The sequence below is a fragment of the Geodermatophilus sp. SYSU D01105 genome (genome assembly GCF_054050095.1).
Window position 1 is genome coordinate 160,952 of record NZ_JBJGYR010000010.1, and the last position, 23,211, is coordinate 184,162.

Consider the following 23,211-nt stretch of genomic DNA (forward strand, 5'->3'; position numbering starts at 1 on the left):
GCAGCACTGGCACACCGGGGTACCCCCGTGGACCGCCCCGACGACGACCGCGTGTCGACCGCCCTGGTCGCGCTCGCCCTCCTCCCCTTCCCCGAGCACTCCCTGCAGTCGGTCCTCCGACGCACCAGGGAGCTGGCCGGGGACCTGCTCGGTACGCCACCCGCCGCGTCGATCACCGTCCTGCAGTCCGGGCGCGCGACGACGGTGGCGGCCACCGACGCGGTCGCCGAGGACCTCGACGAGGTGCAGTACGGCTCCCGGTCCGGGCCGTGCCTGGCCGCGGGGGCCACCGGCCGGGCGGTCGGCGTGCCCGACGTTCGCACCGACCCCCGCTGGCCGGAACTGGCCGGTGCGGCGGCGGCGCGCAGCTGCCGCGGCGTGCTGTCGGTCCCGGCCCCGGGACGCACGCCGGTGACCGGGAGCCTCAACCTCCACCTCCCCGACGGCTCCGACCGGGGACGCGACCCGGTGCTGGCGCGGTTCGCCGCGCTGGCCGTCGTCCCCCTGTGGAACCGGTACTGCCACGACAGCGCGGTGCGGCACGTGGAGGACCTCGAGACCGCGCTGGCGACCCGGGCGGTCATCGACCAGGCCAAGGGGATCGTCATGGAGCGCTTCCGGCTGACCGCCGACCAGGCCTTCGACGTCCTCGTGCGGATCTCCAACGACACCAACACCAAGCTGCGCGAGGTGGCCGCGCGCGTGACGCACACCGGCGAGATACCCGGCCGCTGATCCGCCGGGCCGCCGTCCGCCCGAGGTCAGGCCGGCGCGACCGGCAGCCGTCCGGAGGCCCGCTCGACGGTGCCCACGACCACGACGCCCACCACCAGCACGGCCAACCCGCCGACGACGACCAGCGCCGGGAGTTCCAGGGTGGCGTCCAGGGCCGCGAGGACCGCGGCGGCCAGCGGCCACCACCAGCCGCGCCGTGCGCGGCGGGACATGCCGGCGTCGGTCACGGTCATGGTGACCAGGTAGACCGCGACCCCGCCGGCCAGCAGCAGCCGGGTCCCGGCCGGGACGTCACCCTGACCACCCTCCACGACGGTCAGCTGGATCGCGGCCCCCACGGCCGCCAGGGCCAGGGTCAGCGGCAGCTGCCCGAAGACGTACACGTCGTGGGAGTGGTCGCTGCGCTCGCCGCCGACCTCGTCCAGGAGCCGCTTGGCGCGGGCCCCGGCCAGGTCGAACCAGCTCCACCACAGCGCGGCTGCGAGGACGAAGGAGGCGATCGCCACCGGCAGCGCCTCGCCCGCCCACCCCGACTCGTACAGCCCGTGGGCGACCCCGGCCACCGACTCGCCCAGCACGAGGATCACGAAGAGCGCGAACCGCTCGGGCAGGTGCTCCACGTGCAGGGGGACGTCGGCCGAGGCCCGGGTGGCCAGCAGGGGCACCAGCGCCTCCACTGCCACCGCGGCCGCCCACAACCCGAAGGCGACCGGCCGGGGGACGGCGAGGGAGACGGCCCACAGCAGCGCGCCCGCGGCCGCACCCCAGAGGTAGAGCCGGGCGATCGGCCGGGCGTCGGCCACGTGCCGGTACGCGCGGTGGTACTGCAGCAGGAGCATGGCGCGCAGCAGGAGCTGGCAGCCGACGAAGACCCCGAAGCGCGCCCCCGTCGCCTCGGTCGCCGACGCGGCCAGCCCGACGACGGCGGCCATGCTGGCGAGCTTGTAGAGCCGGTAGACGACGTCGTCGTGGTCGAACCGGTTGGCGTAGAGGGTCGAGCTGACCCACGACCACCAGACGGTGGTGAACAACCCGGCGAAGACCAGGACGCCGTGCCAGGTCACGTCCTCGCGCAGCGCGGTCGCGAGCTCGGCGACCACCAGGACGAAGGCCAGGTCGAAGAAGAGCTCCAGCCGGGAGGCCGACCGCTCGTCACCGGTCCGCAGCTCCGGCCGGCGGACCGCGCCCGAACCGGCCAGCGTGTGCCGCAGTCGTGCCAGCAGTCCCCTGTCGGCCACGGCGTCCTCCCCGCTGCGACGAGGCGCCGACCCGCGCGCCCGGTCGTCCCTACCCGCCCGCCGCCCCGTTCAGCCGCGCAGGGTCGCGTAGACCTCCTCGGCGTGGTCGAAGACGAAGAAGTGCCCCTCGCCGGCCACCCAGTGCGGAGTGCAGTCGGGCAGCATCGCCGCGAGCACCCGGCCCAGCGTCACCGGCACCTGGCGGTCCCGCGTGCCGTGCCACAGGTGCACCCGCCGGCGCACCGCGGAGAGCGGGAAGCCCCACGGCCGGAACAGCAGCGCGCGGTCGGCGGCCATCGCGGCCGCCCCGTTCCGCAGGCCCTCCGTGAAGGTCTCGTCGAGGACCCGCCGGACCCCCGGCCGCCCGATGACCCGCCGGTCGGCGGAGCTCAGCCGCACCTGCAGGTAGCGCGCGATCAGCCCCGGGCGCACGGCCACCGGCGCGAAGACCGGCTGGAGCAGCGCCGCGGCCGGCGAGGTCCGGTGGGCGGCGTCCACCAGCCGGCGGGGCACCCACTCCGGCCACGGCCACGGGACGTCCGGCGGTGGCGCCCCACCGAGCACCCCGACGGCGCTCACGCGGTCCCCGAAGGCGGCGGCGCAGGCCAGCGCGTAGGCCGCGCCACCGGAGAGGCTGAGGACGCTGAACCGGTCGACGCCCAGGGCCTCGAGCAGCTCGGCGACGTCGGCCGGCCAGTCGACCACCCGGCGCCCGGGCAGGGGGTCCGAGCGGCCGAAGCCCGGCCGGTCGGGGACGACGAAGCGCACACCCCACCGGCGGTAGTCCCCGGGGTCCTCGACGTGCCGCTCCAGGCGGGAGCTGGGCGAGCCGTGGCAGCCGAGCACCGGCCGGCCGTCGGGGTCGCCGTACTCGGCGTAGGCGAGGGTCCGCCCGTCCCGGAGCCGGATGCGGCCCTCCCGCGGTCCGGCTCCGCTGCTCATGGCCGGCGCGGTACCCACCGGCCCCGCGCCGGCATGCGCGCCGCTCACCCGGGCCCGTCGCCGGCCGGCGACGCCGGGCGCTCCCGGTCCTCGAACGAGACGTCGACGCGCTGGTGGCGGACGGCGCGCTGGGCGCGGGCCGACTCGGCGTAGACGCGCTCGTCCCCGCGGGTCAGCTCGACGTCGTCGGTGAACGGCGTGAGCAGGGCCCGGGGGTGCAGGCGGTCCACGCGGACGACGTTGACCTCCACGCAGAGGACGAGGACCACCGACGCCAGGTAGATGAAGGCGATCAGCCCCAGGACGAGGGCGAACACCGCGTCGACGGCGCTGGCGTTGGCGACGACGCGCGCCACGTAGACCCCGCCGAAGGACTGCAGCAGCTGCCAGGCGATGGCCGCCGCGAGCGCTCCCGGCGCCACCTGCCGGACGGTGAGACGGCGGGCCGTGGTCAGCCGGAAGCCGACCACGAACACCGCCGCGTTGGCCAGCACGGAGGCCACCGTCACGAGCACCTGCAGCCAGGTGCTGAAGACGCCGTAGGCGGCCGCGCCGGTCCCGGCCGCCGACAGCACCGTGCTGGCCAGGACCAGCAGGCCGAGGGTGCACAGGAGCAGGAGGCTGCGGCCGCGGGAGGTGATGGGGTCCGGCCGGCTGTGCCGCGGCACCGCCCAGGCGGTGTTCATCGTGTGCTGGATGGCCTGGCCCAGGCCCAGGGCCCCGTAGAGGGCCACCAGGCCGCCGACCAGGAACGGGACGACGCCGCCACCGAGGCGTTCGGGCGTGCCCAGCTGCGGCCCGATGACCGGGAACTCGGCGAGGGCGGAGTCGAGCAGGCGCTGCTGCAGCTCCGGGCTCCCGCTGAGGACCAGCCCGAGCACCGTCGCCAGGAGCAGCAGCATCGGGAACAGCGCGAGGAAGCCGTAGTAGGTGACGAGGGCCGCCATGAAGTGGCCGTCGTCGTCCAGGAACTTGTAGAGCACCGCGATCGGGAACCCCGCCCAGCGGTGCCGGCGCTGGAACCGGTCCAGGCGCTCGGCGATCGTCATGGCGCACCCCTGTCTGCTCCGGTGGCCGCAGCGATACCCCGCCGCGGCCGCGGGACGCGCGGTCCGTGTCGGGGGTGCCCGGTAGGAAGGGCCCATGGCCGACGCCTTCCCCTCCCTCGCCGAGCTCGCCGCCGAGGAGGAGGACCTGCAGTTCCCCGGCTTCACCAACGACGACGCGTGGGACCTCGGCTCGGCGCTGGTGGCCGCCGCCCGCGCGCAGCAGGCGCCGGTGGCGATCGCGATCGAGCGCAACGGCCACCGGCTGTTCTCGGCCGCTCTCCCGGGCGCCACCCCCGACAACGACGCCTGGATCGCGCGCAAGCTGCGCGTGGTGCACCGGTTCGGCCACAGCAGCCTCTACGTCCGCCAGGCGTCGGTCGAGCGCGGCACCACCTTCGAGGCGGAGTTCGGCCTGGACCCGGCACGGTTCGCCGCGCACGGGGGCGCCTTCCCCGTGCTGGTGCGGTCGGTGGGCCCGATCGGTGCGGTGGCGGTCTCCGGGCTGCCGCAGCTGGCCGACCACGCGATGGTCGTGGCCGCCATCCGCGCCCACCTCGGCCGCTGACCGGCGTGACCGCCCCGACCGTCGCCCCGGCGCTGCGCCGGGCGCGCACCGCCGTCGGCGCGTGCTTCCTCATCAACGCCGTCCTCTACGCGAACCTCGTCCCGCGGCTGCCGGAGGTGAAGGACCGGCTGGGGCTGAGCAACGGCTCCCTCGGGGCCGCGCTGGGGGCGATGCCGCTCGGCGCGCTGCTCGCCGGGCTGTCCTCGGCGGTGCTCATCCGCCGGTTCGGCTCCGGCCGGGTCGCCTCCGCCGGGCTGGTGCTGCTCGCGGTCACCGTGTGGTCGGTGGCCGTCGCACCGAACTGGGGTGCCCTCGCCGGGGCCCTGCTCGTCGCCGGCGCCCTGGACGCCGTCGTCGACGTCGCCCAGAACGCGCACGGCCTGCGCGTGCAGCGGCGCTACGGCCGGTCGATCCTCAACGCGTTCCACGGCATCTGGAGCATCGGCGCGGTCGCCGGCGGGCTGCTGGGCTCGGCAGCCGCCGGTCTCGGCGTCCCGCTCCCGGTGCACCTGGCCGTCTCCGCGGTCGTCTTCGGCGCCCTGGCCCTGGTGGTCTCCCGGGCCCTGCTGCCCGGCCCCGACGAGGCCGACCGGGCGGACGACGACGAGGCGGTCCCGGCGTCCCCCGGCTCCGGCGCCCGCCGCGCCGCCGTCCTGCCGCTGGCCGCCCTCGGGGTGCTGGCCGCCTGCGGCGCGTTCGTCGAGGACTCCGGCGCCTCCTGGAGCGCCCTGTACCTGCGCACCGAGCTCTCCGCCGGGCCGGCCACCGCCGGGCTGGGGTTCGTGGCGCTGTCGGTCGCCATGACCATCGGCCGGCTCACCGGCGACCGCGTCGTCGACCGGTTCGGCCGGCGCCGGGTGGTGCGGGCCGGGGGTGCGCTGACCGCCGTCGGCATGGGGCTGGCCCTCGCGCTGCCGTCGGTGCCGCTCACGCTGGCCGGGTTCGGGCTGGCCGGTCTCGGGGTCGCCACGCTGGTCCCGGCCGTCTACTCCGCCGCCGACGAGCTCCCCGGGCTGGCCCACGGCACCGGCCTGACGGTGATCAACTGGCTGCTGCGGATCGGCTTCCTGCTGTCGCCGCCGCTGGTGGGCGTGGTGGCGGACGCGACCAGCCTGCGGGTGGCCCTGCTGACCGTCGTCCTCGCCGGGATCGGTGCGCTGGTGCTCGGCCGGGTGCTGACCGGTTCCCGGGCGCGGAGGGCCTGACGCACCGGTCCGCTCCGCGGGCCCGGTCGGGCACCATGCACCCGTGGACGGGACGCCGGAGCGGCTCCGCGACGACCGCGGCGGGCGGCCGGCGGCCACGACCCCGCACGAGCTGGCGGCCGTGGCCCAGCGGTTGTTCCTCGACCGTGGCTTCGAGCAGACCAGCGTCGACGACATCGCCGCCGCGGCGGGGATCAGCCGCCGTACCTTCTTCCGCTACTTCCCCACCAAGGCCGACGTCCTCTTCGTCGAGTCGGCCGCCGAGCTGCGGCGGCTGCGCGACCACCTCGCCGCGGGCAGCGACGGCGAGTCCTACGAGGCGGTGGTGCAGCGCTCGGTGGCCGCGGCCCTGCGCTTCCCGCCCGACGAGGCCACCTGGGCCCGGCACCGCGCGCAGCTGCTGCTGACCGTGCCGGCCCTGCAGGGGCACGCCATGACCCGCTACCGCGACTGGCGGGACGCCGCGGCGGCCTTCGTGAGCGCGCGCTACGGCCAGCCGGCCGACGCGGTGTTCCCGCTCGCGGTGGGGCACGCGGTGCTCGCGGCCACCCTCACCGCCCACGAGCACTGGCTGGCCCACCCCGGGTCGGACCTGTTCGAGACCGTCGGCGAGGTCCTGGCGCTGCTGCTGCCCGAGGCCCCCGCGCCGGCTACCCGGCGAACGCCCGGCTGAGCGCCGGGGCGACGTCGCGGTGGGTGCGGATGCGGGCCACCCGGCCGCGCCCGGCCCGGGCCAGCTCCCGGCCCAGCTGGAGGTCGTGCTCCCCCGAGACGTCGAGCAGCACGTCGAGCCGGGGCAGCCGGGCGGCCTCCGGGCGGGGGTCGGGGCCGGCGTTGTGCACGCAGTCGGACAGCAGCACCACCCGCGCGTCCCGGGCCGGCGCGCGGGAGAGCTCGCGGGCGGCCTGCTGCAGCGGGAAGGCCACGTTGCTCAGCCCCTTGGCCGGGACGGCGAGCAGCTGGTCGAGCAGGGCCAGCGGCTGCACCGGCTGCCCGAGGTGCAGCAGGACGGCGGCGTCGGACCAGAAGGCGAGGACGGCGAGGTCGTCACGCACGAGCTCCGCGGCCAGCGCCGCGACGGTGGCGGCCGCGGTCCGGATCCGCTCGCCGCGCATCGACCCGGAGACGTCGACGGCGAGCACCACGGAGCGCCGGGTGCGGACCCGCTCGCGGACGACGACGTCCTCCTCCTCGGGCACCGGACGCTCGGCGAGCACCTCGATGGTCCGGTCGAGGTCGATGTCGTCGGACCCGCCGCGGTACGGGACGCTGGCCAGGTCGCCGGCACCGCGGCGGGACAGCACGTCGAGCCGTGGTCGCGGCACTGCCAGGCGCGCGGCGATCTGCCGGGCCCGGGCGCGCACCTCGGGGTCCGGTCCGGGGCCGTCGGCGGGCAGCGTCACCACCGACGCCGGCTCCTCGGTGGTGCCCGGCGCGCTGCCCCCGCGGGGGCCGGGCGCGCGCCGGCCCCGGCCGGGCAGCGCGGGGAGCACGGTGCCGCCCGCCCCGGCCGGGGACGGCGCGAACAGGGTCGGGTCCTCGGTGAGCTGCTTGGGCTTGCGCCGCAGCGGAGGCCGGGTCGTCGCCCGCGGCGGCCCGGGGCGGCGCAGCGGGGAGTCGGCCTCGACCGGCCTTCAACCGGGGGCGGCCGCGGCGGGAGCGAGCACGAAGTGGTCCTCCCAGATCTCCCGGAGCACCTGCTCGGGGGAGTTCTCGGCGGCCTCGTCGAGGTGGATGCGCCCGGACAGGGCCACCACCATGGCGTCGAGGACCGTGCCGGCGTACCGCTCGTCGGCCGCGGTGCCGATGCCGCGCAGCTGCGCGAGCTGGGTAGCGACCAGGACGGTGTCGATGGCGCCGCGGACGCTGCTGCCCTGACGCACGTCGGCGTGCGCGCGGGTCGCCCGGGTCACGGCCACGCCGTCGGCGACGAGGCGGCCGCGCAGTGCGCCGTCGGCCCCGCCGGCCCGCAACGCCACGATGTCGCGCTCGGCGGCCTCGTCCTGGTAGCCGATCGCCAGCCGGCAGAGCCGGTCGTGGACGCTCGTGGACAGCCGGGTGGTGCCGACGTTGTCGTAGGGGTTCATCGAGGCGATGACCCGGAAGGTCGGCCGGGCCGCCACGCTGCCCACCCGGGGGATGGCGATGGAGCGGTCGGCGATCGCGGTGAGCAGCGTGTTGAGCGTGTCCTCGGGCGCCCGGTTGAACTCCTCGATGTACAGGAAGCCGCCCTCCTGCATCGCCTGCACCAGCGGCCCGGGCACGAAGTTGTCGCTGCTGTAGTCCTCGCGCAGGACGCGGGCCGGGTTGTGGTGCCCGACGATCTTCGCGGGGGTCAGGTCGGCGTTGCCCTCGACGAACAGCAGCGGGATCCCCCACTCCGCGGTGATCGCCTTGAGCATGGTCGTCTTGCTGGTCCCCGGCGGGCCCTCGAGCACGATGTCGCGGCCGGCGGCGACGGCCGCGAGCACGAGGTCGAGCTCGGACTCGCGGCCGACGATCCGGGCGGCGACCCGGGCGCGGACGGCGGTGATGTCGTCGGGCACGCGGCCCGGGTCGGTGCTCAGGACGGCTCCTCGCTTCCTCGCGCGCTCACTCCTGGGTGGAGCCGGCGTCGACCGGCAGGGTCACGCCGGTGATGTAGCGCGCCTCGTCGGAGGCGAGGAACAGCACGGCGTTGCTGATGTCCCGCGGCTCGACCCACGGGATGGGCAGGGCGTTGAGGCCGGCGGTGGAGCTGGTCAGCACCATCGAACCGCTGTCGGCGCCCTCCTCGGCCAGCCGGATCGCGTGACTGCGCCCCTGCCCGCGCGCGGCGCCGGTGACGAAGGCGACCTTGTCCTCCACGCGTCCGGTCACGGTCGGTCTCCTCTCGCGCAGGTCCCTACTTGATGACGGCGCCGGCGTCGACGGGCAACGCGACGCCGGTGATGTAGCGGGCCTCGTCCGAGGCCAGGAACAGCAGCGCGTTGGAGATGTCGCGGGCCTCGACCCACGGGATCGGCAGGGCGTTCATCTCCTGCGAGACCGGGGCGAACGCCTCCCGGGAGGGATGGGGGTCGTCCGGGGCGAACAACCCCCAGATGGTCTCGTTCTGGATCATGTCGGTGTCCACCTGGGTCGGGTGGATGCTGTTGACCCGGATCATGTGCGGGGCGAGCTCCAGCGCGAGGGTGCGCATGAGCCCGACCACGCCGTGCTTGGCCGCCACGTAGTGCCCGATGCCGGGGTAGGCCATCAGCCCGGCCGCCGAGCTGGTCAGCACGATGGACCCGCCGTTGCCCGCCTCGACCATGTGCGGCACGCAGGCCTTGGTGGTGTGCCAGACGCCGGTCAGGTTGATGTCGACCATGTCGGCCCAGCTCTCCTCGCTGATGTCCGACGTGGTGGTCCCGGTACTGGCGATGCCGGCGTTGGCCGAGACGATGTCGAGCCGGCCGAGCTCGGCCACTCCCTGGTCGACGACGGCCCGGATCGCGCCGAGGTCCCGGACGTCGGCCTGCGTGGCGACGATCCGCCGGTCGAGCGCCTCCACGGCCTCGACCGTCTCGGCCAGGTCCTCCGGTGTGGCCATCGGGTACGGGACGGTGTCCACTTGCGCGCACAGGTCGACGGCGATGATGTCGGCGCCCTCCTCGGCCAGCCGGATCGCGTGACTGCGACCCTGCCCGCGCGCGGCGCCGGTGATGAACGCGACCTTGCCCTCGACCCGTCCCATGCCAGGCTCCCTCCTCCTCGACGTGTGATGCGCGCCACAGGTTATGGCACTGGGTGTCAGTTGAGGAAGGCCCGGTACGGGGTCAGGGGGTGGGCGACCCGACCGGTCGGCGACGGCGGAGAACGCGCGGCGCGTGCTCGGGGAGCACCCCGAGCCCGACGACGCGGGCGGGCACGCCCTGCAGCCGCGGGTACCGCTGCAGCAGCCGCAACAGCCGCGGAGCGGTGACGGTGACGTCGCCGGCCAGGACGCGGGCGAGCAGCCGCTGCTGGACCTGCCGCTGCCCGAACTGGGTCAGCACGGTCGGCAGCAGGCGACGCCACCGCACGCGGGCCAGCACCGCGGGCCCGGGCCCGCCGTCGCGCAGCGGGGCGGCGAGCAGCCGTGCTGCTGCGGCGGCGTCCTGGATGGCGAGGTTGATGCCGACCCCGCCGACCGGGGACATGGCGTGCGCGGCGTCGCCGATGACCAGCAGCCCGGGCAGGTGCCACCGGGTGAGCCGGTCCACGCGGACCGAGAGCACGCTGACCTCGTCCCAGTCGCGCAGCGTCGCGACGGCGGCGGGCATGGCGGGCAGCAGCCCGGCGAGGTCGGCGCGGAAGGCGTCGATGCCGCGCTCCCGGAGCGCCGCGTAGCCGTCCTTGGGCACCAGGTAGGCGGTCTGCCAGTAGTCGCCCCGGTCGATGGTCACCAGCATGCGGCGGCGGCCGATCCGCCCCATCCCGCCGAACGTGGGCTCGCGGTCCCCGGGGAGCTTGGGAAGCCGGAACCACAGCACGTCCATCGGCGCGCCGAACTCCCGCAGCCGCAGGCCGGACTGCGCGCGCAGCCGGGAGTTGCGGCCGTCGGCGACCACGGTGAGCGCGGCCCGGATCTCCCCCTCCGTGCCGTCGGTTCTCCGGTACCGCAGGCCGACGACCCGGCCGTCCTCGCGGAGCAGGCCGACCGCCTCGGTCTCCATCCGCAGGCCGAACGTGTCGTGGCGGCGCGCCTCGTCGGCCAGGAAGTCCAGGAAGTCCCACTGCGGCACGAAGGTGAGGAAGGGGAACCGGCCCGGCAGCCGGGTGAAGTCGGCGACGGCGAAGGTCCCCGCGTCGGTGGTGACCCCGATCCGCGGGACCTCCTGGTGCGGCAGCGCCAGGAACGCCTCGGCGAGGCCCAGTTCGTCGAGCAGCCGCAGCGTCGAGGGGTGGACGGTGTCGCCGCGGAAGTCGCGCAGGAAGTCGGGGTGCTTCTCCAGGACGACGACGTCGAGGCCCTGCATCGCCAGGAGCAACCCGAGCACCATGCCGGCGGGCCCGCCGCCGGCGATGCAGCAGGTGGTCGTCTCCGTGCTCACCGTGTCCTCCTCAGCGGCTGCGGTAGAGCCGGGTGGTGACCGGCAGGAACACCGCGGCGAGCCCCGCGGCCACCGCCAGGGAGACGACGATCGCGGTGCCGTCCGGGGCGCCGGCCATCAGGGAGCGGGACGCGGTCGCCAGCACCGAGATCGGGTTGACCTCGACGAAGGCCTCCAGCGGCCCGGGCAGCGTGCGCGGGTCGACGAACACGTTGGAGAGGAACGTCAGCGGGAAGATCCCCATGAAGCCGGCGTTCATGACCGCGTTGGGCGAGCGCATCAGCAGGCCGAGCACCGAGAACACCCAGGACAGCCCGAACGAGAAGGTCACCACCAGCGCCAGGGCCGCCACCGCGCCGCCGGCGCCGCCGTCCGGTCGGTACCCGAGCAGCAGCCCCACGGCGATGATCACCGTGCCGGCCACCACGTAGCGGACGCTGTCCCCGAGCAGCGACCCCAGCAGCGGCGCCGGCCGCCAGATCGGCAACGAGCGGAACCGGTCGACCACGCCCTTGGTGAGGTCGGTGTTGAGGGTGACCCCCGAGTAGACGGTCGTGAACAGCACCGACATGACCAGCAGGCCCGGCAGCGTGTAGTCGAGGTATGCGCTGGTGGAGCCGGCGATCGCGCCGCCGAACAGGTAGGTGAACATCAGCAGGAACATCACCGGTGTGACGGTGACGTCGAGCAGCTGCTCGGGGACGTGCTTGACCTTGAGCATCCCGCGCCAGCCGAAGGTCAGCGCGGTCGACAGCCGCCCGGGCCGCGGCGGCCGCGCGGTCGAGGCGATGGCCCGGCGGACGGCGGCGGCGTCGGTGCCCGGGGCCGCGGTGGTGGCGGTCATGAGGCCTGCTCCTCCAGGGTCGGTGCGTCGGTGGCGCCGTCGTCGGCGGGGTGGCCGGTGAGGGCCAGGAACACCTCGTCGAGGCTGGGCTGGTCGAGGGAGAAGTCGGCGATGCCGACCCCGGCGCGGGCCAGCTCGGCCAGCCCCAGGGCGGCCTTCTCCGCGTCGGCGCAGGCCGCCGAGAGCGCGGTCGGGTCCGCCGCCGGCACCACGGCACCGACGGCGCGCTCCAGGACGCGGAGGGCGTCGGGGCGTCGCTCGGGGTCGAGCAGCCGGACGTGCAGCGAGCCGGTGCCGACCGAGGCCTTGAGCTGGCCGGGTGTGCCCTCGGCGATGACCCGGCCGCGGTCGATGACGGCGATCCCGTCGGCGAGTTGGTCGGCCTCCTCGAGGTACTGGGTGCAGAGCAGGATCGTCGTCCCCTCGGCGACCAGGGCCCGGGCGATCTCCCACACCTGGTTGCGCGACCGCGGGTCCAGCCCGGTGGTGGGCTCGTCGAGGAACACCACCTGGGGGGTGACGACCAGGCTCGCGGCGATGTCGAGCCGCCGCCGCATGCCCCCGGAGTAGTGCTTCACCAGCCGGCCGGCGGCCTCGGCGATGCCGAAGGCCTGCAGCAGTTCGTCGGCACGGGCCCGCGCGGCCGCCCGGCGGTGCCCGAGCAGCCGGCCGAGCAGCACGAGGTTCTCCCGCCCGGTGAGCTCCTCGTCGACCGAGGCCAGCTGGCCGGTCAGGCTCACCAGCCCGCGGACGGCGTCGGCTTCGCTGACCACGTCGTGCCCGAGCACGCGGGCGTGGCCGGCGTCGGGCGCGATCAGCGTGGCCAGCATGCGGATCGTGGTCGTCTTCCCCGCCCCGTTGGGGCCGAGGACCCCGTAGATGGTCCCCGCCGGGACGACCAGGTCCACGCCGGCCACGGCGCGGGTCTCGCCGAAGGACTTCGTGAGGCCGGTCGCCTCGATGGCGAGTGCGGTCCGTTCGGTCATCGCGCTCCCTCGATCGGGTCCGCTGCAGCGTCTCTCGTCCCTCTGACGCAATCTGCGCCGCGGAGTCATCGGCCGCCAGCGGATTTCCCGGGCGGCGCCGCCGATGCTCGGGGTTCGAGCGCGCTCGAGGTCAAGCCCGCCAGCGGTACTCCATCTCGGGGCGCCCGGTGCCGCCGTACCGGGGCGCGCGGTCGACGAGGCCGGTGTCGGCCAGGTACTCCAGGTAGCGGCGGGCGGTGATGCGCGAGGCGCCGATCCGCGCGCCGGTCTCGGCGGCCGACAGCCCCTCCCCCGCCGTCCGGACGGCGGCGACGACGGCGTCGAGGGTCTCCCGGCCCATCCCCTTGGGCAGGGGCGCCGGCCGGGTCGGCCGGACGGCGTCGAGCACCCGGTCCACCTCGTCCTGCCCGGTGGCGTCCCCACCGGCCCGCAGCCGCGCGCGGTACTCGGCGTAGGCGGTCAGCCGGTCGCGCAGCGCCGGGTAGGTGAACGGCTTGAGCAGGTAGCCGACGACGCCGTGCGCGGCCGCGGCCCGCACCGTGGTCAGCTCCCGCGCCGAGGTGACCGCGAGGACGTCGACGTCCCGGCCCGCGGCCCGGATGCGGCGGCACAGCTCGATGCCGGTGGTGTCGGGCAGGTTCATGTCCAGCAGCACGAGGTCGACCGGGACGCGGGCGAGGGCGTCCAGGGCGAGGGTGCCGGTCCCCGCCACGGCCGCGGTCGAGAAGCCTGGCGTCCGGTCGACGTACGTGCGGTGCGCCTCGGCGGCGACCGGCTCGTCCTCGACCACGAGGACCGCGATCACCGGGGCGTCCCGGCGGTCACCGGCAGGGGCAGCGACACCCGGAACTCCGCGCCGGGGCCGGGCCGCACCGACAGCGTCCCGCCGTGCCGGCGCACCGCCGCGTCGACCAGCGCCAGGCCCAGCCCGCGGCCCAGCAGGGTGCCACCGGGGTCCTTGGTCGACCAGCCGCGCTCGAACAGGTGCGGGAGGTCCTCCTCGGCCACACCGGGACCGGTGTCCTCGACCCGGATCTCCAGCCGGCCGTCGACGACCTCGAGCGCCGCCTGCACCTCCCGCGGCGGGTCGCCGGCGAGCGCGGCGTCGATCGCGTTGTCCAGCAGGTTGCCGACGATCGTCACCAGGTCACCGCCGGGGATCCCGGTGCTGCCCACCGACGTGGCCGGGTCGATCTCCAGCAGGACGCCGCGCTCGTGCGCGGTCGCCGTCTTGCCGAGCAGCAGCGCGGCCAGCACCGGCTCGCCGACGGCGGCGACCACCCGGTCGGTGAGCTCCTGGGCGGAGGCCAGCTCGGCGGTGGCGAACTCGATCGCCTCGTGCGGGCGGCCCAGCTCGACCAGCGAGACGGTGGTGTGCAGCCGGTTGGCGGCCTCGTGGGCCTGCGAGCGCAGCGACTCGGCGAAGGACCGGACGCTGTCGAGCTCGCCGGTGAGCGCCTGCAGCTCGGTGTGGTCCCGCAGCGTCACGACCGTCCCCGCCGAGCGGCCCTCCGTCCGGGGCGGGGCCTGGTTGACCACCAGGACCCGGCTGCCGGTCACGTGCACCTCGTCGACGGCGGTCCGCTGCCGGCCGAGGACCTCGGTGAGCCCCGGGGGGAGGCCGAGCTCGCCGACGTGCCGGCCGGTCGGGTCCCCGTCGAGGTCGAGCAGCCGGCGCGCCTCGTCGTTGACCAGTTGCACCCGCTGCTCGGCGTCCACCAGGAGCAGCCCCTCACGGACGGCGTGCAGGACGGCGGAGTGGTACTCGACCATCCGCGCCAGCGCCGCCGGGGACAGGTCGTGGGTCTGCCGCCCCACCCGCCGGCTCAGCGCCCAGCTGCCGAGCGCCCCGACCGCCAGGGTGGCCGCGCCGGTGCCGAGGATGCCGGGCACCGCCGCGGCGAGGTCCCGCCCGATGGCGTCGACGGTGATCCCGGCCGACACCAGGGCAACGACGGTCCCGTCCCCGTCGAACACCGGGCCGGTCGCACGCACCGACGGGCCCAGGGTGCCGGTGTAGGTCTCGGTGAAGGTCTCGCCGGCCAGCGCCGGGGCGACGGTGCCCCGGAACGGCCGGCCGATCTGCTCCGGGTCGGGGTGGGTCCAGCGGGTGCGGTCGGGCGCCAGGACGGTGATGAACGACGTCCCGGTGTCGGCCCGCACCTGCTCGACGTAGGGCTGCAGCACCGCGGTCGGGTCCGGGCCGGTGACGGCGTCGCGGACCAGCGGGGAGTCGGCGAGGCTCTCCACGATCGCCGTGGTCCGCTGCTCGGCGGCGTCCCGGACCGCCTGGCGGGCGTCGGTCCAGGCCACGGCGGTGGCGGCGAGCACCACCACGCCGACGACCAGCGCCTGCAGCAGCAGCAGCCGGCGGGCGAGGCTGGTGTCGCCCCGTCCCAGCCGGGCGACGAAGGCCGGCACGTGCACGCCGCAGAGTGTCCCCCGCCGGCCGGCTCGCGACGTCCTCCCGGTGAACGCAATGAACACATGGGTGACCGCGGTCACCTCGCAGGGAACCGTGACCGGCGTCGCCCTCCCCGGGCCGACCCCATCCACGGGGCACCTCGCCCCGGCCGACCTCGCAGGAGCAGTCGATGGCCTCAGGCACCGAGCAGGAGACCGCGCCCCGGGCGCGGCGGGACCGCACCCACTGGCTCTACCTCGCCGTGATCGGCGCGGTCGTCGCCGGCATCGTCGTCGGCTTCGTCTTCCCCGGCTTCGCCACCGACCTCAAGTGGCTGGGCACCGCCTTCGTGGGCCTGATCAAGATGCTGATCGGCCCGGTCATCTTCTGCACGATCGTGCTGGGCATCGGCTCGATCCGGCAGGCGGCGAAGGTCGGCCGGGTCGGCGGGCTGGCGCTGGGCTACTTCCTGCTCATGTCGACCGTCGCGCTGGCGATCGGCCTGGTGGTGGGCAACCTGCTGCACCCGGGTGACGGCCTGCAGCTGAGCGACTCGCTGCGCGGGCAGGGCTCGGAGCTGGCGGAGACCGCCCACGAGAGCGGCGGGACGACCGACTTCATCCTCGGGCTGATCCCGACGACGCTGCTCTCGGCGCTGACCGACGGCTCGGTCCTGCAGGCGCTGCTCGTCGCGCTGCTGGTGGGCTTCGCGATCCAGGCCATGGGCCGCTCCGGGGAGCCGCTGCTGCGCGGCATCGGGCACCTGCAGAAGCTGGTGTTCCGGATCCTCGCCATGGTCATGTGGGTCGCGCCCATCGGTGCCTTCGGGGCGATCGCCGCCGTCGTCGGCGAGACCGGGATCGACGCGCTGAAGAGCCTCGCCGTGATCATGCTGGGCTTCTACGCCACCTGCGCGGTGTTCGTGTTCGTCGTCCTCGGTCTGCTGCTGCGCCTGGTGGCGAAGGTCAACGTCTTCAGCCTGCTGCGCTACCTGGGCCGGGAGTTCCTGCTGATCGTCTCCACGTCCTCGTCGGAGACGGCGCTGCCGCGGCTGATCGCCAAGATGGAGCACGCCGGCGTGAGCCAGCCGGTGGCCGGGATCGTCGTGCCGACCGGTTACTCGTTCAACCTCGACGGCACCGCGATCTACCTGACGATGGCCTCGCTGTTCATCGCCGAGGCGCTGGGCGACCCGCTGTCGCTGGGCGAGCAGATCGGCCTGCTGGCGTTCATGATCATCGCCTCCAAGGGCGCGGCCGGGGTCACCGGCGCCGGCCTGGCCACCCTGGCCGGTGGCCTCTCGGCGCACCGGCCGGAGCTGCTCGACGGGGTCGGGCTGATCGTGGGGATCGACCGGTTCATGTCCGAGGCCCGCGCCGTCACCAACTTCGCCGGCAACGCGGTCGCCACCGTGCTGGTCGCGACCTGGACCAGGGAGCTCGACCGGGAGCAGCTCTCCGCGGCGCTGTCCGGCCGGAGCCCGTTCGACGAGGCGCGGATGATCGACGACCACGACGTCGAGCCGGCGTCGGGCACGAACGCCGGACCGGGCCAGGACGACGCCAGAGCCCGGCAGCGCGAGGTGGCGGCGGCCTCCGTGCACTGACCGGCTCTGCACGACACGGAGCCCCCGGCCCGACCAGGCCGGGGGCTCCGTGTCGTCCGGGCCGGGTGGAACGGGTGACCCGGCGCTCGTGGCGCCCGGATGGCGCCGTGCCGAGCGTGCGGATCGAGGACGTGCCGCCCGGGACCCTCGCGGTGCTCCGGCGCCGGGCAGCGGCGGCGCACCAGTCCCTCCACGAGCACCTGCGCGCTCGGCTGATCGAGGAGGCCGCGTCCCCGTCGTGGACGAGGTCCTGGAGCGGGGCCGGCGGTTCTGCTCCCGTCGAGGTGGCGGTGGCCGCGCTCCGGGAGGACCGTGATCGTCGTCGACGCCGGCGTCCTGGTGACCGCGCTCGCCGACCTGCCGGTGCGCCGGGCTCCCCACCGCCCGCTGCTCCCCGGCGCTGGGAGCTGCGGGAGGACCTGACCGTGTACGACGCGTCCTGCGTCACGCTCGCCGAGGCCCTCGAGACGGAGCTGCTGACGGCGGACGCCCGGTTGTCCCGTGCTCCCGGCCTGCGCTGCCGGATCGACCTCGTCGGCCCGCCGGGCGTGGCCGAGGACGCGGGCCGCTGACCCCGACCGCCACCTGCCGGCCCCGGTGCGACAGTGGCGGCATGCACCTGGTCCTGGAGTACACGCTGGCCGAGGACTACCTGGAGCGGAGGGCGGCGCTGCGCGAGGAGCACCTGGCGCTGGCCCGGGCCGCGCACGAGCGCGGCGAGCTGCTGCTCGCCGGCGCCCTGCCGGACCCCTACGACCGCGCGCTGCTGGTGTGGACCGCGCCGCGCGAGGTCGTCGAGCGCTTCGCGGAGTCCGACCCGTACGTGGTCAACGGGCTGGTGACGGGGTGGACGGTGCGCCCCTGGAACGTCGTCGTCGGAGGCTGACGCCGCCAGTGGGGGGGGGGGGGGGGGGGGGGGGGGGGGGGGGGGGGGGGGGGGGGGCGCGCCCCCCCCCCCCCCCCCCCCCCCCCCCCCCACTGCGGACGACGGCTCAGCGGCCGAGCACCTGGCGCAACGCCCCCGACAGCCACTCCCGCGCCTGCTCGGCCGAGGACGGCGCGGCGAGCGAGCGGGCCGCCACGTAGAGGTCGGGACGCACCAGCAGCACGCCGCCGTCCTCGATCTCGCGCAGCTGCGCCCAGGTGCCGTACGGGTCCTCGACCGGCTGGCCGGGGCCGATGGACACCGGGGTGAGCGCCAGGCCCAGCTCCGGTCCGAGCTCGGCGGCGGCCGCCAGCCACGCCTCGCCGCCGATCCCGGTGACCACGGCGAAGCGGCCGTGACCGACCAGGTCCAGGGTCGACGTCCGCCGCCCGCCGACGGTCACCCAGGTGTGCGGGATCTTCGCGCCGGGCCAGGTGGTCGCCTGGGCGTAGAGCACCGGGTCGCGGCGGTACTCGGGCATCGGCGTCCCGTCGGGGACGACCGCCGAGGAGGCGTACCGCTGGTTGTGCTCGACCCCGTGGGCGTCGAACTCGTAGGCCTTGTAGGCGATGGCCTCGCGCAGCGCGGTGCGGATCTTCTCACCCTCCGGGCCGGGCGCCTTCCACTTCGCCAGCTGCTCCTGCAGGTGGTCGGCCTCGGTGTGCTCGAGGTCGAGGGCGCTGAGGATCTTCCCGGTGTCGGCGATGCTCTGGTTGGCCCGCTCGACGATCTGCCGCGCGATCGGCGCCCGCTCGGCGTCGTAGCTCTCCAGCAGCGAGGGGGCCGCGGTGCCGGCCACCACGTGCGCGATCTTCCAGGCCAGGTTGTAGCTGTCCTGGATGGAGGTGTTCGACCCCAGGCCGTTGGTCGGCGGGTGCCGGTGGATCGCGTCGCCGGCGCAGAACACCCGGCCCCGGGCGATCGTCGTGGCGAAGTGGTGGTTGACCGTCCACGGCGACCGGGACTTCACGTGCATCTCGAAGTCGTCGGTGCCGACCAGCGCGACCGCCAGCTCCCGGACGACCTCGTCGCTGAGGTCCGGCGGGCCGCCCGCCACCTCGTAGCCCCACATGAGCATCCACTCGTCCCAGGGCTTGATCATGCGGAGGACGCCGAGGCCGACCCCCTCCTTCTCCGCGCCGGGCTGGAGCATCCAGTAGAGGACCGAGGGGCGGTGGGCGACGAAGCGGGACAGGTCGGCCTCGAAGACGATGCTCAGCGCGCCGGCGACCGCACCGGGGCCCTCGTAGGGCAGGTCGAGGTCGGCGGCGACCTTGCTGCGGGCGCCGTCGGCGCCGATCAGGTACTTCGAGCGGATCGTGTACTCGGCGCCGGACAGCCGGTCCCGCACCGTCGTGGTCACGCCGTCGTCGTCCTGCACGTGGGAGACGTACTCGGTGTCGAAGCGGATCCGCGCGCCGCGCTCCTGGGCGGCCTGGACGAGGATCGGCTCGGTGATCGTCTGCGGGGCGTCGAGCATCGTCGTCGGGCTGGCCAGCTCGTAGTCGGCGTGCCGCACCGTGTCGGTGCCCCACGACGGGATCCGGCCCAGCTCCTCACCGGCGAGGCTGGTGCAGAAGGTGGTGTTGCCCATGTACTCCCAGGGCGTCGCCTCGCGCATCAGGCGCTCCTCGACGCCCATGTCGCGCATCGCCTCCATCGTGCGCTGGTTGGTGATGTGCGCACGCGGGGTGTCCGAGAGCCGGCCGTACTTGGTCACCAGCAGCGTGGACGTGCCGTAGGTCGCCAGGAACAGCGCGGCCGAGGCCCCGGCCGGCCCGGAACCGACGACGAGGACGTCGACCGCGACGGCCGCTCCTCCCTCGGCGGTGGTCGTCGTCGCGGGAGCGCTCATCGAGGTCCTCTCGTCAGGGGGTCGGGACGCGGACACCTGTCCGCGCCGCAGCCGATCCCATCGCCGGACCGGCCGTGTGTCAACCGTCACGCGGGGTGGCAGCCGGGGAGCGGCCGGCCCTCCCGCAGGGTCCCGGAGTGTGACGTGGGCCATACTCAGGGCAGACGCAGCCCGTCGGCGCCGGTGACGGGTGGGGCGCCGGCAACCGGGAGGTGGACGTGTCGAGCTCCGCCGTCCCGCCGCGGCGCACCCGTCCGCTGCCCGCCGGGCCGCCGAGCTGAGCCCCCGCGCCTGCACGACTGCGTCCCCTCGGTCCACCGTCGAACCCGGAGGAGAGCCCCGCCCGTGAGCACCATGCGCTTCGGCCTGTTCATGCCGCCGTTCAACAGCCCGCCGACCCAGAACCCGACCACCTCGCTGCAGCGCGACATCGAGACGATCCAGCTGCTCGACCAGCTCGGCTACGACGAGGTCTGGGTCGGTGAGCACCACTCGGCGGCGACGGAGATCATCGCCGACCCGCTGACCTTCCTCGCCCACGTCGGGCCCCTCACCCGGCACATCAAGCTGGGCACGGGCGTGGTCTCCCTGCCCTACCACAACCCGCTGTGGGTGGCCGACCGCGCGATCCTCGTCGACCACCTGCTCCGCGGCCGCCTGATGGTCGGCGTCGGGCCCGGCTCCCTGCCCACGGACGCGGCGATGATCGGCCTCGAGCCCGCCCAGCTGCGCCCGGCGCTGCACGAGGACCTCGACGTGCTCATCCGGCTGCTCACCACCGACGAGCCGGTGTCGGTGAAGACCGACCGCTACGAGCTGGTCGAAGCCCGCTGCCAGCTGGCGCCCTACCAGTACCCGTGCTTCGAGATGGCGGTGGCGGCCACCGCCTCCCCCACCGGCCCGCGCCTGGCCGGCAAGTACGGCCTGGGCATGCTCTCGGTCGGCGCGACCACCAAGGAGGGCTTCGACGTCCTCGGCCACCACTGGACCGTGCTGGAGGCCGAGGCGGCCGCGGCCGGGCGGACCGCGGACCGGTCGCGGTGGCGGCTGATGGGTCCCATGCACATCGCCGAGACGCGCGAGCAGGCCGTCGAGGACATCCGTTACGGCTTCGACGCGTTCGTCGACTACACGCAGAAGACCCTGGCGCTGCCCCCGGTGCGGATCCCCGGCGACACCTTCGACGAGCGGCTGGCCTGGCTCGACGACAGCGGGTGGGGAGTGATCGGCACGCCCGACGACGCGATCGCCCAGATCCAGCGGCTGGTCGACCAGTCCGACGGCGGCTTCGGCTGCTACATCCTGCTGCAGCACGACTGGGCCAACTGGCAGGCGACCCAGCGCAGCTTCGAGCTGTTCGCCCGCCACGTCATCCCGGCCTTCCAGCCCTCCCAGAGGCGGCTGCTGGCCGCGGAGTCCTGGGCGCGCAGCAAGCACGCCGAGCTGGACGCGAAGAACGGCGCGGCGATCCAGGCCGCGTCCGACCGCTACGCGCAGGAGAGGGCGGCCGCCGGCCAGTCCTGACCGTCCCGGGGTGCTGCCGGGCCGCTCCGGCGGCACCCCACCCGACCTCCCGAGGAGGGACCCGTGAGGGCAGCCCGGTTCCACGCCCGCGAGGACGTCCGGATCGAGGACGTCCCCGATCCCTCGCCCGGCCCGGGGCAGGTGAAGCTGCGCAACGCCTACGCCGGCATCTGCGGCTCGGACCTGCACGTGTACTACGCGCCGGAGAGCTCCGGCCTGGACTACACCCAGCCCCACCCGATCACCGGCGCGATGCCCCCGCAGGTGCTCGGCCACGAGTTCTCCGGCACCGTCGTCGAGCTCGGCGAGGGGGTGGACGGCGTCGCGGTCGGTGACCGGGCCGCGGTCTGGCCGGTGTACCACTGCGGGCACTGCGCGGCCTGCCGCGCGGGCATGGTGAACACCTGCCGCAGCTTCGGCTTCCACGGGCTCACCAGCGACGGCGGCGGGATGGCCGAGTACACGACGGTGCCCGCGACGATGCTGCACCGGCTGCCCGACGGGGTGGACCTGCGCATGGGGGCCCTCGTCGAGCCCATGTCGGTGGCCTGGCACGCCGTGGACCTCGGCGAGGTGCGGCCGGGCGGGTCGGCCCTGGTCGCCGGCGCCGGCCCGATCGGCATCGGCGTGTTCTTCGCCCTGCGTGCCCGCGGTGTCGAGACGATCGTGGTCTCCGAGCCCAGTGCGACCCGGCGGGAGGCGCTGGAGCGGCTCGGCGCGACGCACGTCGTCGACCCCACCACCGGTGACCTCGCCGCGGTCGTCGCGGAGGTCACCGGCGGGGACGGGGTGGACGCCGCGTTCGACGCGGCCGGCGCGGGAGCCGCGGTGACCTCGGCCATCGGGCTGCTCGCGCCGGGCGGCCGGCTGGTGGTCGTCGCCCTGCACGAGAAGGGGTTCGAGTTCAACCCGACCGTGCTGGTGTTCGGCGAGACGTCGATGACAGGGGCGCTGGCCTACCTGCCGCGGGACTTCGACGCGGTGATCGCCGCCATGGCCGAGGGGCGCTACGACGCGACCGGCTGGGTGGACGAGATCGGCGTCGACGACCTGGTGGACGCCTTCGGCCGGCTGCGTCGCGGCGACGGCATGAAGATCCTGGTCAGGGTCTGACCCCACGCCCGACCCGGGAGCCGGCCCCCGGCCCTCGCCGGCGTGAGGAACGCGACCCCGGATCCTGCCCCCGGGGGCGCGCGATGTCCCGTCAGCGGGGTAAGGCACGCTGCGAGTACCGCGCACCAGCCAGAGAGGCCCGCGCGGGCGGTCGGTGGGACGGACCCGCCGACGCGAGAAGTGCAGGAGCAGGAGATGCCGCAGGGCACGGTGAAGTGGTTCAACGCCGAGAAGGGCTTCGGGTTCATCGAGGCCGACGAGGGGGGGCCGGACGTCTTCGTCCACTTCTCCGCGATCGCCGACCAGGGCGGCTACCGCAGCCTCGACGAGGGCCAGCGGGTCGAGTACGAGGCCAGCCAGGGGCAGCGCGGCCCGCAGGCCGACTCGGTCCGGCCGATGGGCGGCGGCGCCCGTGCCCCCCGGGAGGCACCGGCGCGCGACCGTGACCGCGGCGGCGACCGCGGCCGGCCGTCGTCCCGGGGCGGTGCACGGAGCACGGGCACCGTGTCGTGGTTCAACGCCGACAAGGGCTTCGGGTTCATCGCCCCCGACGACGGCTCGGCCGACGTCTTCGTCCACTTCTCGGCGATCGCCGACCAGGGCGGCTACCGCAGCCTCGACGAGGGCCAGCGGGTGGAGTTCACGACCACCCAGGGCCAGCGTGGCCCCCAGGCCGAGGACGTCCGTCCCGAGGGGGGCTCCGGGGGCGGGTCACGCGGCCGGGAGGGCGGCTACCGCGACTCCGGCTACCGCGACTCCGGCTACCGCGACTCCGGCTACCGCGACTCCGGCTACCGCGACTCCGGCTACCGCGACTCCGGCTACCGCGACTCCGGCCCGCGCGAGAGCGGCCGGCGCTCCGGCGGCGGCGGGGGGCGGACCCGCGGCACGGTGAAGTGGTTCAACGCCGAGAAGGGCTTCGGGTTCATCGAGCCCGACGACGGCGGCCCGGACGTCTTCGTCCACTTCTCCGCGATCGCCGACCGGGGCGGCTACCGCAGCCTCGACGAGGGCCAGCGGGTGGAGTTCGAGACGACCCAGGGTCAGCGCGGCCCGCAGGCCGAGGGCGTCGAGGGGGTCTGACGCGAGAGGGGCCCGTCGCCCCGCCGGGAGTCCCGCCCCTCTCGCCTCCCCGGGTCCCTCCCCGGGGGCGTCCGCCTGGG

The 23,211-nt window shown here is 75.2% G+C and carries 23 protein-coding genes; 10 read left to right on the forward strand and 13 right to left on the reverse strand.

Annotated features, from left to right (window positions below):
- Positions 1-27 precede the first annotated feature (27 nt).
- A complete protein-coding gene (locus ACI79I_RS11890) occupies positions 28-735 on the forward strand; it encodes a GAF and ANTAR domain-containing protein (RefSeq protein WP_456992542.1) in 708 nt (235 codons plus the stop codon).
- 26 nt (positions 736-761) lie between these two features.
- Here ACI79I_RS11890 and ACI79I_RS11895 read toward each other — a convergent pair whose 3' ends face one another.
- The 3 genes from ACI79I_RS11895 to ACI79I_RS11905 all read right to left on the reverse strand — a co-directional run bounded on the left by ACI79I_RS11895 (position 762) and on the right by ACI79I_RS11905 (position 3,964).
- Positions 762-1,973, reverse strand: a complete 1,212-nt coding sequence (locus tag ACI79I_RS11895) for a low temperature requirement protein A (RefSeq protein WP_456992543.1) — start codon at positions 1,971-1,973, stop codon at positions 762-764.
- A 69-nt stretch (positions 1,974-2,042) separates the two neighbouring features.
- Entirely contained in the window at positions 2,043-2,915 is an 873-nt protein-coding gene (locus tag ACI79I_RS11900; protein WP_456992544.1) for an alpha/beta fold hydrolase, read from the reverse strand.
- Between the two features lie 44 nt (positions 2,916-2,959).
- Complete coding sequence (locus ACI79I_RS11905; RefSeq protein WP_456992545.1) at positions 2,960-3,964, reverse strand: YihY/virulence factor BrkB family protein; 1,005 nt, start codon at positions 3,962-3,964, stop codon at positions 2,960-2,962.
- A gap of 94 nt (positions 3,965-4,058) precedes the next feature.
- Between ACI79I_RS11905 and ACI79I_RS11910 the strand changes: the two genes are divergently transcribed.
- From ACI79I_RS11910 to ACI79I_RS11920, 3 genes are read left to right on the forward strand one after another with little or no spacing between them, the layout of a single operon-like run.
- Positions 4,059-4,529 carry a heme-degrading domain-containing protein gene (locus ACI79I_RS11910; RefSeq protein ID WP_456992546.1) on the forward strand — a complete coding sequence of 157 codons (471 nt, stop codon included), beginning with the start codon at positions 4,059-4,061 and terminating at the stop codon, positions 4,527-4,529.
- Positions 4,530-4,534: 5 nt separating this feature from the next.
- On the forward strand, positions 4,535-5,734 hold the full coding sequence (locus ACI79I_RS11915; protein WP_456992547.1) for an MFS transporter: 1,200 nt from the start codon (positions 4,535-4,537) through the stop codon (positions 5,732-5,734).
- Between the two features lie 43 nt (positions 5,735-5,777).
- Positions 5,778-6,407, forward strand: a complete 630-nt coding sequence (locus ACI79I_RS11920) for an acyl-CoA-like ligand-binding transcription factor (RefSeq protein WP_456992548.1) — start codon at positions 5,778-5,780, stop codon at positions 6,405-6,407.
- Here ACI79I_RS11920 and ACI79I_RS11925 read toward each other — a convergent pair.
- The 9 genes from ACI79I_RS11925 to ACI79I_RS11965 form a co-directional block, all read right to left on the reverse strand.
- Entirely contained in the window at positions 6,385-7,140 is a 756-nt protein-coding gene (locus tag ACI79I_RS11925; RefSeq protein WP_456992549.1) for a vWA domain-containing protein, read from the reverse strand. The two genes, ACI79I_RS11920 and ACI79I_RS11925, sit on opposite strands and share 23 nt — an antisense overlap.
- A 228-nt stretch (positions 7,141-7,368) precedes the next feature.
- Positions 7,369-8,280: an AAA family ATPase gene (locus tag ACI79I_RS11930; protein WP_456992550.1), complete on the reverse strand. Its 912-nt coding sequence runs from the start codon at positions 8,278-8,280 to the stop codon at positions 7,369-7,371.
- 46 nt (positions 8,281-8,326) lie between these two features.
- Positions 8,327-8,593, reverse strand: a complete 267-nt coding sequence (locus ACI79I_RS11935) for an SDR family oxidoreductase (protein ID WP_456992551.1) — start codon at positions 8,591-8,593, stop codon at positions 8,327-8,329.
- A gap of 25 nt (positions 8,594-8,618) precedes the next feature.
- Positions 8,619-9,452 (reverse strand): mycofactocin-coupled SDR family oxidoreductase, encoded by an 834-nt coding sequence (locus tag ACI79I_RS11940; protein WP_456992552.1) that lies wholly within the window; start codon positions 9,450-9,452, stop codon positions 8,619-8,621.
- Between the two features lie 82 nt (positions 9,453-9,534).
- Positions 9,535-10,791: an FAD-dependent oxidoreductase gene (locus ACI79I_RS11945; protein WP_456992553.1), complete on the reverse strand. Its 1,257-nt coding sequence runs from the start codon at positions 10,789-10,791 to the stop codon at positions 9,535-9,537.
- Positions 10,792-10,801: 10 nt separating this feature from the next.
- Positions 10,802-11,635, reverse strand: a complete 834-nt coding sequence (locus ACI79I_RS11950; protein ID WP_456992554.1) for an ABC transporter permease — start codon at positions 11,633-11,635, stop codon at positions 10,802-10,804.
- Positions 11,632-12,621: an ATP-binding cassette domain-containing protein gene (locus tag ACI79I_RS11955; RefSeq protein ID WP_456992555.1), complete on the reverse strand. Its 990-nt coding sequence runs from the start codon at positions 12,619-12,621 to the stop codon at positions 11,632-11,634. Before ACI79I_RS11955 ends, ACI79I_RS11950 begins: the two co-directional genes overlap by 4 nt.
- A gap of 130 nt (positions 12,622-12,751) precedes the next feature.
- Positions 12,752-13,426, reverse strand: coding sequence for a response regulator (locus ACI79I_RS11960; RefSeq protein ID WP_456992556.1), 675 nt, complete (start codon positions 13,424-13,426; stop codon positions 12,752-12,754).
- Positions 13,423-15,048, reverse strand: coding sequence for a sensor histidine kinase (locus tag ACI79I_RS11965; RefSeq protein WP_456992557.1), 1,626 nt, complete (start codon positions 15,046-15,048; stop codon positions 13,423-13,425). Before ACI79I_RS11965 ends, ACI79I_RS11960 begins: the two co-directional genes overlap by 4 nt.
- Positions 15,049-15,215: 167 nt before the next feature.
- Between ACI79I_RS11965 and ACI79I_RS11970 the strand changes: the two genes are divergently transcribed.
- From ACI79I_RS11970 to ACI79I_RS11980, 3 genes are all read left to right on the forward strand, one after another.
- Positions 15,216-16,631 carry a cation:dicarboxylate symporter family transporter gene (locus ACI79I_RS11970; RefSeq protein WP_456992558.1) on the forward strand — a complete coding sequence of 472 codons (1,416 nt, stop codon included), beginning with the start codon at positions 15,216-15,218 and terminating at the stop codon, positions 16,629-16,631.
- A gap of 425 nt (positions 16,632-17,056) precedes the next feature.
- Positions 17,057-17,203: a hypothetical protein gene (locus ACI79I_RS11975; RefSeq protein WP_456992559.1), complete on the forward strand. Its 147-nt coding sequence runs from the start codon at positions 17,057-17,059 to the stop codon at positions 17,201-17,203.
- Positions 17,204-17,244: 41 nt separating this feature from the next.
- On the forward strand, positions 17,245-17,517 hold the full coding sequence (locus ACI79I_RS11980) for a YciI-like protein (protein ID WP_456992560.1): 273 nt from the start codon (positions 17,245-17,247) through the stop codon (positions 17,515-17,517).
- A 106-nt stretch (positions 17,518-17,623) separates the two neighbouring features.
- On the opposite strand, the gene ACI79I_RS11985 is transcribed toward ACI79I_RS11980, so the two are convergent.
- A complete protein-coding gene (locus ACI79I_RS11985) occupies positions 17,624-19,411 on the reverse strand; it encodes an FAD-dependent oxidoreductase (protein ID WP_456992561.1) in 1,788 nt (595 codons plus the stop codon).
- A 354-nt stretch (positions 19,412-19,765) separates the two neighbouring features.
- On the opposite strand from ACI79I_RS11985, the gene ACI79I_RS11990 reads away from it, so the two are divergent.
- From ACI79I_RS11990 to ACI79I_RS12000, 3 genes are all read left to right on the forward strand, one after another.
- Entirely contained in the window at positions 19,766-20,935 is a 1,170-nt protein-coding gene (locus tag ACI79I_RS11990; RefSeq protein WP_456992566.1) for an LLM class flavin-dependent oxidoreductase, read from the forward strand.
- Positions 20,936-20,998: 63 nt separating this feature from the next.
- Positions 20,999-22,048: a 2,3-butanediol dehydrogenase gene (locus tag ACI79I_RS11995; RefSeq protein ID WP_456992562.1), complete on the forward strand. Its 1,050-nt coding sequence runs from the start codon at positions 20,999-21,001 to the stop codon at positions 22,046-22,048.
- 195 nt (positions 22,049-22,243) lie between these two features.
- Positions 22,244-23,131 carry a cold-shock protein gene (locus ACI79I_RS12000; protein ID WP_456992563.1) on the forward strand — a complete coding sequence of 296 codons (888 nt, stop codon included), beginning with the start codon at positions 22,244-22,246 and terminating at the stop codon, positions 23,129-23,131.
- Positions 23,132-23,211 lie beyond the last annotated feature (80 nt).

Coding starts and splice junctions, on each gene's coding strand:
- ACI79I_RS11900 (WP_456992544.1), bottom strand. CDS start 2,915: ATGAGCAGCGGAGCCGGACCGCGGGAGGGCCGCATCCGGCTCCGGGAC.
- ACI79I_RS11905 (WP_456992545.1), bottom strand. CDS start 3,964: ATGACGATCGCCGAGCGCCTGGACCGGTTCCAGCGCCGGCACCGCTGG.
- ACI79I_RS11910 (WP_456992546.1), top strand. CDS start 4,059: ATGGCCGACGCCTTCCCCTCCCTCGCCGAGCTCGCCGCCGAGGAGGAG.
- ACI79I_RS11940 (WP_456992552.1), bottom strand. CDS start 9,452: ATGGGACGGGTCGAGGGCAAGGTCGCGTTCATCACCGGCGCCGCGCGC.
- ACI79I_RS11950 (WP_456992554.1), bottom strand. CDS start 11,635: ATGACCGCCACCACCGCGGCCCCGGGCACCGACGCCGCCGCCGTCCGC.
- ACI79I_RS11955 (WP_456992555.1), bottom strand. CDS start 12,621: ATGACCGAACGGACCGCACTCGCCATCGAGGCGACCGGCCTCACGAAG.
- ACI79I_RS11970 (WP_456992558.1), top strand. CDS start 15,216: ATGGCCTCAGGCACCGAGCAGGAGACCGCGCCCCGGGCGCGGCGGGAC.
- ACI79I_RS11980 (WP_456992560.1), top strand. CDS start 17,245: ATGCACCTGGTCCTGGAGTACACGCTGGCCGAGGACTACCTGGAGCGG.
- ACI79I_RS11985 (WP_456992561.1), bottom strand. CDS start 19,411: ATGAGCGCTCCCGCGACGACGACCACCGCCGAGGGAGGAGCGGCCGTC.
- ACI79I_RS11990 (WP_456992566.1), top strand. CDS start 19,766: ATGCGCTTCGGCCTGTTCATGCCGCCGTTCAACAGCCCGCCGACCCAG.
- ACI79I_RS12000 (WP_456992563.1), top strand. CDS start 22,244: ATGCCGCAGGGCACGGTGAAGTGGTTCAACGCCGAGAAGGGCTTCGGG.